The sequence below is a fragment of the Amycolatopsis sp. NPDC000009 genome (genome assembly GCF_055563465.1).
On the sequence record NZ_JBVHDI010000005.1, the window covers coordinates 418,356 to 434,828 of the forward strand.

The 16,473-nt window shown below is 70.5% G+C and carries 4 protein-coding genes; 3 read left to right on the forward strand and 1 reads right to left on the reverse strand.

The window, feature by feature from the left end:
• Positions 1–64 precede the first annotated feature (64 nt).
• Positions 65–12,031, reverse strand: a complete 11,967-nt coding sequence (locus tag ACZ3HL_RS17845) for a non-ribosomal peptide synthetase (protein ID WP_465532146.1) — start codon at positions 12,029–12,031, stop codon at positions 65–67.
• A gap of 531 nt (positions 12,032–12,562) precedes the next feature.
• On the opposite strand from ACZ3HL_RS17845, the gene ACZ3HL_RS17850 reads away from it, so the two are divergent.
• The 3 genes from ACZ3HL_RS17850 (at position 12,563) to ACZ3HL_RS17860 (ending at position 16,330) form a co-directional block, all read left to right on the forward strand.
• On the forward strand, positions 12,563–13,834 hold the full coding sequence (locus ACZ3HL_RS17850) for a hypothetical protein (RefSeq protein WP_465532148.1): 1,272 nt from the start codon (positions 12,563–12,565) through the stop codon (positions 13,832–13,834).
• Between the two features lie 594 nt (positions 13,835–14,428).
• Positions 14,429–15,847, forward strand: coding sequence for a hypothetical protein (locus ACZ3HL_RS17855; protein ID WP_465532150.1), 1,419 nt, complete (start codon positions 14,429–14,431; stop codon positions 15,845–15,847).
• Between the two features lie 84 nt (positions 15,848–15,931).
• Entirely contained in the window at positions 15,932–16,330 is a 399-nt protein-coding gene (locus ACZ3HL_RS17860) for a hypothetical protein (protein WP_465532152.1), read from the forward strand.
• The last annotated feature ends 143 nt before the right edge of the window (positions 16,331–16,473 follow it).

A 16,473-nucleotide genomic window follows, 5' to 3' on the forward strand; every position in this document is an offset into this window, starting at 1 on the left:
GAGTGAACTCGCGTGTCCGATGGGGCTCGTGAGTGGCAAGGACGGTTAGAACCGTCCTTGCCACTCACGAGAACCCGGCCTCAAGCTGTTCCAACTGATCCGCGGAAAGCGCCACGAGCGAACCCCCGTCGGGTTCCGGCTCCGGGGCGGTCTCGCCTTCAGGTGGGATCTCCTTGACGAGCGTCGCCAGCCGTTCCGGTGTCTTCTCCTCGAACACCTGCCATGGGCTCAGTTCCAGCCCTTCGCGGCGGGCGCGGGCCGACAGCTGCATCGAGATGATCGAATCGCCGCCGAGTTCGAAGAAGCTGTCGTCGGGCCCGACCTGCTCAAGGCCCAGCACCTCCGCGAACAGCTCGCACAGCTTCGCCTCCATGGCCGTGCGCGGGTCGCGGCCGGAGGACAGGCCGGAGAAGTCGGGTGCCTGGAGCGCCCGGTGGTCGAGCTTGCCGTTCGGGGTGAGCGGCATCTTCTCCAGCGCCACGAACGCCGCGGGCATCATGTACTCCGGCAGCCGGGCGGCCGCCAGCTCGCGCAGCACCGACGTGAGCGAACCGTCGGCCTCGTCCGCGGGCACGACGTAGGCCACCAGCCGTTTGTCGCCCGGCCCGTCCCGGTGCACGGCGACCGCGACCTGGGCGACGCCCGGATGTCCGGCCAGCACGTTCTCGATCTCCGCGGGCTCGACGCGGTAGCCGCGCACCTTGACCTGCGCGTCGACCCGGCCGACGAAGATCAGCTCGCCGTCGGGAGCCCAGCGGAACCGGTCGCCGGAGCGGTACATGCGCTCGCCCGGCGTGAACGGATCGGCGACGAACCGTTCCGACGTCAGACCCGGCCGTCCGAGATAACCGCGGGCGAGTCCCGCCCCGGCGATGTACAGCTCGCCCGCGACCCCCGGCGGCACCGGCTGCAGATACGCGTCGAGGATGTAGTGCTTCACGTTCCGGATCGGGCCGCCGAGCGGGACGATCTCGTGTCCCGGCGACAGCGGGGCGCTCATGGTCGAGCAGATCGTCGTCTCGGTGGGGCCGTACGCGTTGATGAACCGGCGCCCCGGCGACCAGCGGTCGACCAGCGCGGGGGTGCACACCTCGCCCCCGGTCAGCACGCCGCGCAGGGTGTCCGGCAGATCCTCCTCCACCGCCAGCACACTCGGCGACACCGTGAGATGCGTGATCCCCCACTGCCGCAGCGCGTCGCCGAGAGTCACCCGCGGCGGCATGCTCTCCGCGTCGGCCAGCACGAGGGTCGCACCGGCCAGCAAGGACATGTACAGCTCGGAGACGATGGCGTCGAAACCGATCGCGGACAACTGCAGGACCCGCGACGACGCCGTCACACCGAGGCGTTCGATATGCGCGGTCGCCAGGTTCCCGAGCCCGGAGTGAGTGACCTGGACGCCCTTCGGCACCCCTGTCGACCCGGACGTGTAGATCACGTACGCCGCGTCGGTCGCCTTCACCGACGGCAACACGACCGACGGATCGGCGGCCGGAAGTTCGTCCAGCAGCAGGATTTCGCCGTCGAACGTCGACGGCACCACCGCCCGCGTGGCCGCCGTGCACACCAGCACCCGCGGCGCCGAACTGGTCAGCATCAGCTCGATCCGGTCGGCCGGATAGTCCGGGTCGACCGGGACGAACGCCCCGCCGGCGAACGTCACGCCCATCATGGTCACCACGAGCTCGGCCGACCGTTCGACCAGCACACCGACCCGGGTCTCCCGCCGGACACCCAGCCCCACGAGCAGCCGCGCCAGCGTCTCGACCTCGCCGAGCAGTTCGCCGTAGGTCAAGGTCCGCTTCGCGTCCTCGATCGCCACGGCGTCGCGCGACCGCTCCACCTGACGGCGGAACAACACCGGCAGGGCCTCGGCCTCGAACGGCACGTCGGTCCGGTTCCACTCCTCGATCACCAGGCGGCGCTGCTCCGGCCCGATCAGGGCGACCCGGCCCACCGGTACCCGCGGCTCGGTGACCACCTGGTCGAGCGCCCGGATGATCGAGGCGACGATCTCCTCGATCCGGTCACGACCGAACACGTCCGGCCGGTAGATGACCTCGCCGTGGACGCCACCGCCTTCGGAAGCGCGGATGGACAACGGATAGTGCCCGGTGTCGTCCGGGATCCCCGCCGGGCGCAGGGCGAGGACGTCGGGATCGTCGGACGGCGGGGGCGGCGGCGGATAGTTCTCGAACACCACGATCGTGTCGAAGGCCGCGCCGGGACCGGCGAGCTGGTTGATCTCGGTCAGCCCGACGTGCTGGTGCGGCATCAGCGCGACCTGGCGTGCCTGCAGATCGGCCAGCATCTCCAGGAACGGCTGGGCGCCGGTGAGCCGCGCCCGGACCGGCAGCATGTTCATGAACAGGCCGACCGCGGATTCGACGCCGGGGATCTCGACCGGCCGTCCGGCCACCGTGGTCCCGAAAACGACGTCTTCGCGCCCGGTGAGCCTGGCCAGCAGAAGTGCCCACACACCTTGGAAAAGCGTGTTCGTCGTGACGCCGTGGCGCCGCGTGAACTCCATCAGGCGGCCGCTGAGGTCGTCGTCGAGTTCGAAGCGGACGCGGTCCGGCTCGATGGGTACGGCGATCGTGTCCGGTGGCACCACGTGGGTCGCCTCGTCGAGCCCGGCGAGTTCGGTCCGCCACGCCTCCTTCGCGGCCGCCTTGTCCTGGCGGGAAAGCCAGGCGAGGTACTCGCGGTACGACGTCGGTGTGGGAAGCGACTGGTCGCCTTCGTACGCCGCCATCACCTCGCCGAGGAACACCGGAAGCGACCAGCCGTCGGCCGAGATGTGGTGCGACCGGAGCACCAGCCGGTGCCTGCGGTCGGTGAACCGCACCAGGTGCAGATGCAGCAGCGGCGCCTTCGCCAGATCGAACCGCTCGGCGTGGGATTCCGCCGCGAGCCGCTCGAATTCCGCCAGCGCCTCGTCCTCGGGCAGATGCGACAGATCGGTTTCCCGCCACGGCACCGGAACGTCGCGGACGACGGCCTGGACGGCGGTCCCGGAGCCGAGGCGGTGGAAACCCGCCCGCAGCGCGGGATGCCGGTCGAGCAGGGTCTGCCACGACGCGCGGAACCGGACGACGTCCAGCGGACCGTCGAGGATGATGTCACGGATACCGGCGTAGACGTCCGGGCCGCGCTCGTCGACCGCGTGGAACAGCAACCCTTCCTGCAGCGGGGAAAGCGGCCAGATGTCGTGCAGGCTCGGGACGAGGGCCTCGACGTCCGTCACTTCCTGCTGGGTCAGCGAAATCAGCGGGAAGTCCGACGGCGTGTGCCCGCCCGCGCCGCCCGCGGCGTGGCGGGCGAGCTCGGTCAGCATGTCCAGCCATGCCTGGCCGAGCGCCTCCGCGTCGGCCTCCGTGAGCAGGCGTTCCGCCCAGGTCAGAGTCAGCGAGAACGCCCCGTCGAGCACGACCGCGTCGATCTCGACGGCGTGCCGCAGCGGCAGGTCGTCTTCCGCCGTGCCACCGATGGTCCCGGCCAGCTGCCAGGGTTCCGCGTCGCCTTCGGGCCGGGCCGAGAACCGCCCGAGGTAGTTGAAGCCGATCTCCGGCGCCGGCAGCGCAGCCAGTGCCTTCCCGGTCTCCGCGTCGAGATACCGCAGCATCCCGTAGCCGAGCCCGCCGTCGGGCACCGCTCGCACGTTCTCCTTGACCTGCTTCAGCAACCGGCCAGGCGTGTCCGCCCCGGCGGTGTCCAACCGGAGCGGATGGACGTCGGTGAACCAGCCGAGCGTCCGCGACAGGTCCATCCCGTCGAGGGACTCACGACCGTGACCTTCGACGTCCACCACGACGGCGGTGCCGCCACGCCACTGAGTGACCGCGCCGGCGAGGGTCGCCAGCAGTATCTCGTGGACGCCGCAGTGGAAGGCCGTCGTGGCCTTCTCGACGAGCACGCTCGCGCGATCCCGCGGCAGCGTCCACGACTTGCGCCCCGAAGTCGCGATGGTGTCGCGCTGAGGATCGAGTTCGCCGACCCGCGCCTGTGCGCCGTCGAGGATTCCCTTCCACAGCTCCAGTTCCCCGGTCCGCGACGCCGCCTGGCCTGCCAGCGTCCGCGCCCAGCGCCGGAACGAAACGGGCGGCGGGTCGAGCACCGGTTCCTCGCACGCCGCTTGCAGATCCGCCAGCAGGACACGCCACGACACCACGTCGACCGCGAGGTGATGAGCGGCCAGCACGAGCCGTCCCTCGGATCCGGCATCCACCCAAACGGCCTGGAGCATCACGCCCGCGGTGGGGTCGAGCCGTCCGGCGGCCTCGTGCGCGTGACGCTCCGCGATCTCGTCGAGGTCACCGTCTCCGCCCTCGACCCGCTGAAGCAGCGCCGCCGCGTCGACGGATCCGCGTTCCGCCACGACCAGGCGGGAATCGATCACCTTGCTCCGCAGCAGGTCGTGCGTGTCGATCACCGCGCGCAGACCGGCCGTCAACGCCTTGAGTGAAAGGTCGCCGGGCACGCCCGCCGTCACCCACTGCGCCAGCGCGCCCCGCGACATCGCGCCGGGATCGCGTTCGAGCAACGCCCGCACGACCGGCGTCCACGGCACCTCGCCGACACCGTCGGCGACCTCGGCCTCCTGCACGCCGCGCTCGGCGACCGCCGCGATCCCCGCGGGGGTCTTCTGCTCGAAGACCTGCTTGGCACCGAAGACGAAGTCCTCGCGCCGGGCGCGGGCGGCCAGCCGCATCGACAGGATCGAGTCGCCACCCAGTTCGAAGAAGCTGTCGTCCGCGCCGACCCGCTCCAGGCCGAGGATCTCGGCGAAGAGATCGGTCATGACGCGTTCGGCCTCGGTCCGCGGTTCGCGGCCTGCCGGTTTCCCGGCGAACTCGGGGGCGGGCAGGGCGGCGCGGTCGATCTTTCCGTTGAGCGTCAACGGGAAGGTGTCCAGCACCAGCACCACCGCGGGCACCATGAACTCCGGCAGCCGCTCCGCGAGCCGGGTGCGGATCGTTTCGGATTCCAGTCCCGATTCCGCGGTGACGTAAGCGATCAGCCGCTTCTCGCCGGGACGTTCCTCCCGCGCCACCACGACCGCCTGCGCGATGTCGGGCAGCGCGGTCAGCGCCGCCTCGATCTCCCCCGGTTCGACGCGGTAGCCCCGGATCTTCACCTGGGAGTCGGCCCGGCCGCCGAACAGCAGCTCGCCGTCGTCGGTCCAGCGCGCGAGGTCGCCGGTGCGGTACATGCGCTCGCCGGCCGCGAACGGGTTCGCGACGAACCGCTGGGCCGTCGCGGCCGGAGCGCCCAGATAGCCGTGCGCCAGACCGGCACCGGCGAGGTACAGCTCGCCGGTCACGCCCGGCGCCACCGGCTGGAGGAACGCGTCGAGCACGTACGCCTGCCTGCCGGCCAGCGGTCCGCCGATCGGCAGGACGTCGCCCGTCTCGGCACCCGGTTCGAGGACGAGCCAGGTGGCGCACAACGTGATTTCGGTGGGGCCGTACAGCTGACGGAACCGGACGTCGGGGCAGGCGCGGCGCATCCGCTCGACGGAGGCGAGCGGCACGGCGTCGCCGCCGGTCAGGATCTCCCGAAGCCCGGTGAAGGATTCCGGCGCTTCTTCGGCCACCACGCGGAAAGTCCCGGCCGTCAGGTGGATCGTGGTGACACCGCGTTCGACCGCTTCCCGCACCCGCTGCGCGTCCACCGCGCCCGGTTCCGCGACCACCACGGCGGCCCCGCTCACCAGCGGCACCCAGATCTCGACCAGCGACGCGTCGAACGCGTGGGAAGCGTGCAGCAGCACCCGATCCCCCGGCCCCTGCGACCAGCCCGGGTCACCCGCGAGCGCCGCGACACTGCCGTGCGGCACCGAAACACCCTTCGGCACGCCGGTCGATCCCGACGTGTACATCACGTAGGCCGTGTCGTGCGCGCCGATGGTGACCGGCGGTGCCTCGTGCTCCGTCACACCCATGACCACCGGCTCGACGCCGTCCGGCACCGCGTCGCGGCTCGCCGCCACGCAGATCGCCAGCGCCGCACCGGAATCGGCCAGCATCCGCTCGATCCGTTCGGCGGGGTAGTCCACGTTCACCGGGACCTGGGCCGCACCGGCCTTCCAGACCGCGAGCAGGGCGACGATCAGGTCCGCGCCGCGTTCCATCACGACACCGACGCGGTCACCACGCCGCACGCCCAGCGCGGCAAGCCGCCCGGCCAGCCCGTCCGATTCCCGGTCGAGTTCGGCGTAGGACAGCGTGCGGTCCCCGTCGACGACGGCGAGGGCGTCCGGAGACTCCCCGGCCCGGCGCCGGAACAGCTCCGGCACCGTGACCCCCGTGGTCACCTCGCCCGTCGCGTTCCACCGCTCCACCACGGATTCGCGTGCGGGTTCGCTGGTCACGCCGAGGCGTCCCACGGGAAGCGAGGCCTCCGCCGACACCCGCTCCAGCACCCGCACGACCTGCCGGGCGACCTCGGCCGCCGTTCCCGCCTCGATCCGGTCGGGCCGGTAGGCCACGCGGATCTGCAGGCTCTTCCCGGGCGAAACGCTCATGGTCAGCGGATAACCGGTGCCCGTCCTGGTCTCGACCGAGCTGATCGAAACACCGCCGTCGTCGCCGAGACCGTCGGCGTCGTGCGGGTAGTTCTCGATCATCACGATGGTGTCGAAGACCGCGCCCGAACCCGCCGCGCGCTGCACCTGCGACAGCCCCAGGTACTGGTGCTCGGTCAACGCGGACTGCCGGGCTTGGAGGTCCTGGAGCATTTCCAGCACCGGCAGGTCGCCGTCGAGCCGCACGCGGACCGGGACGGTGTTGATGAACATCCCCACCATCTGTTCCACGTCCGGCACGTCGGCCGGACGTCCGGACACGACCGTCCCGAACACGACGTCCGTCCGGCTCGCCAGCCGCGACAGCACCAGCGCCCACGCGCCCTGCACGATCGTGCTCAGCGTCAGGCCGTGCCCGCGGGCGAAGCCGGTGAGGTTCCGCGTCGCCGTCTCGGACAGCCGTTCGGCGTGCTCACCCGGCACGACCATCGCCTTGTCCGCGTCGGCGTCGACCACGGTCGGTTCGTCGGAACCGGCGAGTTCCGTCCGCCACGCCGCCTGCGTCGCCTGGACGTCCTGGCGGCTCAGCCAGGTCAGATAGTCCCGATAGGACGGTGTCTTCGACGGGTTTTGCCCGCCCGCGTAGGCGATCGACACCTCGCCCAAGACCAGCGGCGTCGACCAGCCGTCGAGGAGGACGTGGTGCGACGTCAGCACGAACCGGTGCCGCACCGGGCTCAGCTTGATCAGCATCAGCCGGAGCAGCGGCGCCTTGGTCACGTCGAACCGCTCGGCCTGGTCCTCGGCGAGCAGCCGTTCGATCTCCGCGGCCGCGTCCGCCTCCCCGACGCGCGAGAGATCGACCGTGCGCCAAGGGATTTCGGCTTCGGCGGCGACGACCTGCACCGGTTCGCCGGATGCCAGCTGATGGAAACTCGTCCGCAGCGTTTCGTGCCGGGAGACCACCTGGTTCCACGCGGCGCGCAGCCGCTCGGCGTCGAGCGGCCCGTCGAGGTCGAGGATCCGCTGGCTCTGGTAGACGTCGACACCGTCGTCGGCGACGGCTCGCTCGAACAGCATGCCTTCCTGCAGCGGCGAAAGCGGCCAGATGTCGGTCAGCCCCGGCGTCGCGGCTTCCAGCTCGGTGACGTCCTGTTGTGCCAGGTCGACGAGCGCGAAGTCGGACGGCGTGTGCCCACCGGCGGCGGAATCGGCGGCGAGCGCGTTCAGCGTCGCCAGCCAGGCCTCCCCGAGGCGTTCCACCGTGGCGGGGTCGACGTCCCGGCCGTCGATGGCGAGCCCCAGCCGGGGTCCGTCCGGCGTGTCCTGGACCTCCGCGCCGACCTCCACGGGGTGGGCCAGGATCATGTCCGGGCCACCGCCGAGCGGGCCTTCACCCGCCGGCTGCCACGCCGGGTCCTTGGCGGAAAGGCTTGTCCGGCCGAGATAGTTGAACCCGATCTGCGCGGATGGCAGCTCCGCGAGCCTGGCGCCGGTGTCGGGGTTGAGGTACCGCAGGAGCCCGTAGCCGAGCCCGTCACCGGGAATCGCGCGGATCTGTTCCTTGGCCGTCTTCAGCAAGTCTCCCGAAGAGACGTCGAAGCGGACCGGGTGCACGCTGGTGAACCAGCCCACGGTGCGCAGCAGGTCCTCGCCGTCGGCGGCCTCGCGGCCGTGGCCCTCGACGTCCACCAGTACCGCGTCGCCGGTTCCTCGCAGCGCACCCGCGAGACCCGCCAGCAGGACGTCCTGGATCCCGCAGTGGAAGGCGTTCGGCAGCCGGGTCAGCAGGTCGTTCGCCACTTCGCCGGACAGCGTCGCGGACCACGAGTGCGTCTTGCCCGGGCTCAGTTCCACGGCCGGTTCCGCACCTTCGAGGAGGGCGATCCAGCGTTCGGTTTCGGCCACGGTGCGCTCGTCGCGCGCCTGCTCGGCCAGCCGCCGCGCCCACTGCCGGTAGGGCGTCACCACGGGTTCGAGCGCCGCGTCTTCGTAGGCCGAGCGCAGATCGGGCAGCAGGATTCCCCACGAGACCGCGTCGACGGCCAGGTGATGCGCCACCAGCGCGAGCCGTCCCTGCCCGGTGTCGGGAGAGTCGATCCACACCACGCGCAGCATCGCCCCGGCCGCCGGGTCCAGCGTGGCCGTCGCCTTCCGGACCTCGCGTTCGGCGGCCTCGTCCAGGTTCTCTTCCACCACCCGCGTCACGAGTGCGGCCGCGTCCACCGCGCCCGGCTCGGGCACGATCAATCGCCCCGATTCCACCCGCGCCCGCAGCAGATCATGCGTGTCCAGCAGCGCCTGCACGGCCTTGACCAGCGTGTTCTGGTCGAATTCCGCAGGGGTGACGATCACCCGTGCCTGCGCGAAGCCGGGGCGCACGGCGTTCTCGCCAAGAGCGAGCATCACCGGCGTCATCGGGATCTCGCCCACCCCTGACTCCACTGTGGACGGTGCCGCGGTTTCCTTGGCCAGCGCCGCCAGCCGTTCGGGCGTCCGGTGCTCGAAGACCAGCCGCGGCGTCAGGGAGATCCCCTCGCGCCGGGCGCGGGCGGCCACCTGCATCGACGAGATCGAGTCGCCGCCCAGCTCGAAGAAGCTGTCCTCGACACCGACCCGCTCCAGCCCGAGGACGTCGGCGAACACTCCACAAAGGACTCGTTCGTCGTCGGTCGAAGGTTCCCGGCCCGCCGCCTTCGAGGAGAAGTCCGGCTCGGGGAGCGTCTGCCGGTCCACCTTGCCGTTGACGGTCAGCGGAAGTTCGTCCAGGACCAGGATCGCGGCCGGGATCATGAACTCGGGCAGCGTCTCGGCGAGCCGGCCGCTCAGGCGCGCCGGGTCGAGATCCTGCCCCGCTTCGGGGACGACGTACCCGATCAGCTGCTCACCGCGGGCGATCACCACGGCCTGGGCGACCCCGGGCAGCCGGCCGAGCGCGACCTCGATCTCCCCGGGCTCCACCCGGTAGCCGCGGATCTTCACCTGGTCGTCGGCGCGGCCGGCGAACGCCAGCGTGCCGTCCTCCGTCCAGGACGCGAGGTCCCCGGTGCGGTACATCCGCCCGCCGGGCACGAACGGATCCGCGACGAAGCGCTCGGCCGTCAGCGTCGAACGGCCGAGATAGCCTTGCGCCACACCGGCTCCGGCGACGTACAGCTCACCCGGCAACCCCGCGGGCACGGGTCGCAGGAACGCGTCGAGGACGTAGACCCGCCGTCCCGCGAGCGGACGGCCGATCGGCAGCACCGATCCCATGTCGTCGCCGGGGTCGAGCAGCCACCACGTCGCGCACAGCGTGGCCTCGGTGGGCCCGTAGAGATGCCGCACCCGCACGTCCTGACAGGTCCGCCGCACTCGCTCGACCGCCGCGGGCGGCACCGCGTCGCCCCCGGTCAGCACCTCGCGCAGCCCGGCGACCGACTCCGGCGCCTCCTCGGCCAGCACCCGGAAACTCCCGGCCGTCAGGTGGGCGGCCGTGACGCCGTCCGCCACGTAGCCTGCCAGCGCCTCGCCGTCCACCGCACCCGATCCGGCGAGCACCACCCGGGCGCCCGAGACCAGCGGCACCCACATCTCGTACAGGGAGATGTCGAAGGCGTGCGAAGCGTGCATCAACACCGCGTCGCCCGGGCCGACGTCCCAGCCCGGTTCGCCGACCAGGGCGGCGACGTTGCCGTGCGACACCGCGACACCCTTGGGCGTTCCCGTCGAGCCCGACGTGTACATCACGTACGCGACGTCGTCCGCCGTGGCGCCGATCGACAGCCGGGCGGACTCCGCGACCCCGCGCCGGGTCTCCGGATCGTCGAGGACGATCGGTGCGAGACCGCCGTCCAGGACGGCGTCCCGGTGCGCTTCCGTGCACACGACCGCCGACGGCTCGGCGTCCGCCAGCATGAACTTCACCCGTTCCGCCGGATACGCGGGGTCCAGCGGGATGTACGCCGCTCCCGCCTTCCACACCGCGAGCAGGGTCGCGACCAGGTCTGGCGACCGGTCCATCACCACGGCGACCCGGTCGCCGCGCCGGACTCCCTTGCCGCTCAGGTAGCCCGCGAGCCGCTCGGCGCGCTCGGCCAACTCGCCGTACGACAACGTCTCGTCACCGGCGACGACGGCGATCGCGCTTTCGTCCTGACGCGAGAACAGATCCGGCGCCAGGACGTCCGGTTCGGCCTCGGCCGGCACACCCCACCGGCCGACCGTTTCGCGCTCGGCCGCGGTGGTGACGTCGATGTCGGCGACAGTGAGTTCGCGCGACAGCTGACGCAGCACTCCGGTGAACCGCTCGACGATGACTCGCGCGGCGGCCTCGTCGAACAGGTCCGTGAGGTAGTCGAGTTTGACGAGCATCGACTCGCCGGGGACGGCGACCAGCGTCAGCGGATAGTGGGCGGCCTCCTGGCCCTGGTTCACGCGAATACCGAAGGGCGCGGCGGAATCCGGCCCGCCGAGCTCACGCGGGAAGTTCTCGAAGACGATCATGGTGTCGAAGCTCGCGCCGGGTCCGGCGGCCTGCTGGATGTCCGCGAGCCCCACGAACTGGTCGGGGATGAGCGCCGACTGGCGTCTTTGCAGCTCCGCCAGCATCTCGACGACCGGCGCCGAACCACGCAGCCGCGCGCGCACCGGGACGGTGTTGAGGAACAGCCCCACCATTCCCTCCACGCCGGGAAGATCCGGCGGGCGCGCCGAAACGACCGCGCCGAACACGACGTCCGTGCGGCCGGACAGCTGCGCGAGCACCATCGCCCACGCGCCCTGCACGACCGTGTTGAGCGTCAATCCGTTGCCGCGGGCCAGATCTTCCAGCGAGCGGGTGAGCTCCGAGGGCAGCTCGACCGTGATGCTCTCGGGAATTCCGGGCGCACGTCCCGGATCGGCGGGCGCCACCAGGGTCTGCGCTTCGAGGTCGCCGAGTTCGTTCGTCCAGGCCGCGAGCGCCTTCGTCTTGTCCTGCCGGTTCAGCCACGCGAGGTATTCGCGGTACGGCGTCACTTCCGGCAGCTCCGCCGCCGCGTACAGCGCCGACAGCTCGTCGAACACGATGGGCAGCGACCAAGCGTCCATGATCGCGTGATGGCAGGTGACCACCAGACGGTGGCTGTCGTCGCCGAGCCGGATCAACGTCAGCCGCAGCAACGGTGCCGTCGCGAGGTCGAACCGCTTCGTCCGGTCCTCCTCGGCCAGCTCCCTGACGGCCGCTGTGGCGTCTGCGAGGTGGGACAGGTCGACCTCGCGCCAGGGCAGTTCCACCTGCCGGGCGATGATCTGCACCGTCTCGCCGGTTTTACGCTGCCGGAAGCAGGCGCGCAGCGACGCGTGCCGCGCCAGCAACGCCTCCCACGCCGCGCGCAGCCTCGCCGCGTCCACGGGACCGTCGAGCTCCAGGACCCAGTGTCCGATGTAGACGTCGAGCCCGTCACCGTCGTAGACCGCGTGGAAGACCAGCCCTGCCTGCAACGGCGACAGCGGCCAGATGTCCTCGATCCGCGACTGAGCCATCAATTTCTCCCTCGATCAGCGAAGTTCTTCGGCGAATCCCGTCCTGCGCGAAGTCGAGGCGCCGACGTCGAATGCGGCATGTCCCCCCACCGAATCGTCGCCCGAAGGGCCGACCCGGACAACATGTCCAACGGGCCCCGTTCCGGGCCGGTGACGCGGGGGTGTGTGGAAATAGGGACGTTGAGCGTCCCTATTTCCACACACCCCCTACTGAACGTCCCCGCGCCCGGTTCTGTCCTTACGTCTGGCCGGCGCTCGTGTTGCGAAAGCCACTTTCACAACCTTCAACGTTGCGAAAGCCACTTTCGCAACACGCCACCTGGCCGGCACCGCTTCACCTGACCAACCCCGCGTCGCGAAACCGAAAAGGGGGTGGGGGGGGGGGGGGGGGGGGGGGGGGGGGGGGGGGGCGCCCCCCCCCCCCCCCCCACCCCCCCCCCCCCCCCCGCCACGGCGATCGCGCTCCGCCCCCAGGCCCTGGGGGCCACCGGCCGGCGGCCGGCGTGGCGCAGCCAGGAGGTCCATCCACCTATGAACACCAAGGCCAGCCCGGTCCGGAAACCACCGCACATCGAGGTTGACCCAGTCACGTTCACCCTCACCTGGGGGGAGCGCACCGTGCCATGGTTCGGCCCCACCGGTGTCGTCGACTACGCCGCCGCCAGCGTGGAGGATGCACAGCAGGGTGACCGCAGCGACGCCGGGCTGGAGCCGTCCTACGGAGACCCGCTCATAGTGCGACCCGACCTCAACGCGGTATTCTATCGGGTCGGGAGCCTGCTAAATACCGCTCCGATCCGCGGCGGTCACGTCGAGTTCGACCAGACACGGATGATTGATTGGGCAACAGCCGGTCCCCGCCTCGAACAGTTCCGGGTCATCGAGCACAACCTCACCGAGTGCAGCCCGCTACCGACGCTGGACCCGGCGCTACACGTCGTGCAGGTCGAGGCCACCGGGCGAATGACACTTTCATACCTGGTTGCCGACACCGACGGAAGCCCAGTCATCGGCCCGGTCACCCACCACTACGCGCCCTACCTCATCGACGAGGAGCAGGAGGCCGCGGCCCGGCACGGCCTCCCGGCGATTGCCGGACTGTGGCAAGAGCGCATGGGCGCGAAGGGCGGCCAAGGCGGTTGGGAGATCGCGCCACCGTCCCAGGCTCTGCCCCTGGCGGCCGCCGGATTCACCGTCACCGGCGCCGCAGCGGAACGGCCCGGCCTGGCCGCCGCGTTCCGTGTCCACGCCGGGCAGCAGTGGGTACCGGGCTGGTACGGCGGCACCCGCCTGCTTGCTCTGGCACGATTCCGGCGTGGCACCGTCGTCCGTGACTTGGACTACGACTACCACGAGCCCGGAAGCCGCCAAGCCACCGTGTTCGACGGCCCGGATGTGTATGTCACGCGCGCACCGGCCGACGCCGAGACCCGCCCCCGCGGCGAGTCCGTCAACCTCGGGATCGCCGTCGGCCACTGGGCCGAGTCCACGGTCATCGAGGCGGGCAAGGTTGCGATACAGGAGCCGGTCCTGATCGAAGGCCCGTTGCCGGCCGTCGACCACCTGGTGACCTGGGCCGCCAACTGCCGCCGATGTGGTGTGCCGTTGCACAGCAGCGCCGTCGGCCGCTACGACTTCGTTCCCTACGTCCACGACTTGCATTCCGACGACTGGCGGGCCCCGTGCCCCGCGCACCCGGCGTCCGATCGGCACCGCCCGCACGCCCCAGTCTGCCGGGTGATCGAACGCCCCCAGGATGAGACGCCCGGCCTGCCCCCTGAGGACCTGGTGGTTCCCTTCTGAGCCACAGGCCGCAGTCGCCATCCCCCGGCATACCGGGCGACTGCGGCTCCTCCGCCCCCGCATAACCCGTCCTGACGGGATCCGCAGGCGGACGACCAGTCGAGTGGGGCCGACGGCGACCCGGCCGCCCGGCCCCACCCGCGACCGCATCCCTGCCCCAGCCGGCGTACGGCGCCTCATCCCGGCAGCGCTGGGTGGTCACCGGAGCCCCCCTGGCCTCGATCGTCTTATGTCGGGCCAGCCGCCTCAAGGGTTCTGTGAAAAGATTTTTGACTCCGCAAGCTCCGCCAAAAATCTTTTCACAGAACCCTTGACCCGTCTACCCCAACACAAGAGATGGCAGGGACAGGGGGAACGGGGAAGAAAGGGCAGCAATCAGCAAGCGCATATCAATTCTTGCATTTGCGCTCACCTTTTCGACGCGAGAAACGCGTGGTCAGAGCCATAAACCACGGGGAAAAGTTGCAAAATATTGACCATCGGAAAGCGCCCTATTCCTTGAAAAGTAGCGCTTTGGACACTAAGCTTAAAGCCGTAAGCAAAACCGGGAACGCCAAACCCGGCAGGTGGAAAAAAGTAGTGGGGAATCATTCAATGTCTGTTGTTTACTCCGTTCCGGAGAACCTTACCGAGCTGACCAAGCTTGTGGAAGCGGGAAACATTCCCGCCGCAAAGAAGCTGGGAAAGACGCTTCTCAACAAAGCCGACATGCGCGCGCTCTGGCTGATCGCCAGGATTGCCACCCTGATGGAGAACCAGCCGCACCGCTGCGTCGACATGCTTCGCGCATGGTGGGAAAGCGCCCCCACCGAGGCCGACCGCGCGATCATCGCCGCGTGTGCGCCCAAGAACGGCGAGCAGCGCCACCGCCCGCAGGCCAGCAACGACCGCGCGCCCCGCTGGAACGGCCATAACAACTACCAGGCCCCCAGCACCGTACAGACACGCCGACAGGACGCCGCCGACCTTCGCACCCGCCGCAAGGCCCGTCAGCAGGCAGCCGACGCCGCCGCCTTCCGCCGCTACCAGGGCGAGCGCGGCGGAGTCGCCGAAGGCACCCAGTTGGCCACCCGCGAGGACCGCGAGGCCGCCGAGAACGTCTACGCATCCGGATTCGACTACGACCTAGCCGCCATGCGCGGCACCGAGGTGCCGTTGCGATGCCTCGCGTGCACGATCAGCCGAGGCCGGTACGACCTTGACCACGACCGCATGAAGGCCGGACACGGCGACGACGGATTGTGCGCCGAGTGCCGGGAGAAGAACCACCACCCCGGCATTCCCGAACTCGCAGAAGGGCACACCTTCGCAGACGCGCTAGACGCCCGCTACAGGGTGGCCCTTACCGATCTGGACTTCACCGCCGCGCGGGTGTTCCTGCTCACCGAGTGGAAGCAGGCCGCCGGATCCGCCGCCCTCCGCGTCGCTATCGCCGACTACGGACGCGCCCACTTCCCGAGCAGGCCCGCCGACGAAGCCCCCGCCGAACTCGCCCCGTGCGCCGGGTGCCCCGACATGCGCACCAGTCGCGACCTTCGCGGCGTGACCGAAGACGACGGACTATGCGCCGGATGCCGCGCCGCCGACGCCGAGAACGCCGCCGCCAACGCGGTAGCCGACGAAGTGGCCGCCCGCAGGGCCGCCGCACGGGCAGCCGTCGCTAAGGGCGAGGCCGAGAACGCCGCCGCCCGGTTGGCCGCCGCGAAGGTGGCCGAAGCCGCCGCCATCGAGGCCGCCGAAACCGCCGCCGCCGAAGGTGGACAGGACGAGGTGGAGAGCGCCGCCGAAATTGTCGAGTTCGCGACCGCCGAAGCTGCCGAGGCCGAAGCCGCCGCCGCCAAGGCCGCCGAGGCCGCCGAGGCCGCCGCCGACGAGGCCGAGAACGCCGCCGCCAAGGCCGAGCAGGCCACCTACGACGCGGAGGCCGCCGCCATGCTCGCGGAAATGGACGCCGCCGAAGCCGCCGAAATCGAGGCCGAAGCCGCCGAGCGCGAAGCCGTTTCTGTCGCCTAACCCGCCCGCCGGGGGTCCGCCAGAGCGGACCCCCGGCAACACTCCGGCTCACACCCGACAAAACACATTCAGGAGACGGCCGACATGCACGACCACGTAACCGATATGTTCGACCCCTCTTACCCCGCCGGTGAGGTAATCGACACCGCCGCATTCTTTGCCGCACTGGCTACCGACGTCGCCCAACGATGGCCGCGCCAGAGCGCAGCGCGGGACATGTCCGCCAAAATCGCCAATGGCGCCCGACCTATGCCCGAGCTCATGCCGGTGCATGAGTTCGTAGTGGCCGCAGAAGACACGATCAGGAGCTTTGACATTCACTGGTACTACCAGATTCACCTATGGAACGTGCTCGACGAGTATGCGGCCAGGCAGAACCGCATCTTCGTACCGACGCACTCCGACGAAGCGGTACGGGAAGCGGTAGCCACCTTGCCCCGCCCACGCGCGTTGCAGGCCGCAAGCGACAGTGGCGCCGCGTAGATAGTTGAGCACCGCCGCGCCAGGGTGCACGGTGGACCGCCTAGCGCCCGTTCGGCTTGAAGCCCCCCGGTTTTCGCCGGGGGGCTTTTCGCGCGCGCGTCCGGTCATCGTGCGCCGACGCCGCCCGCCGTTCGCCACCGGCC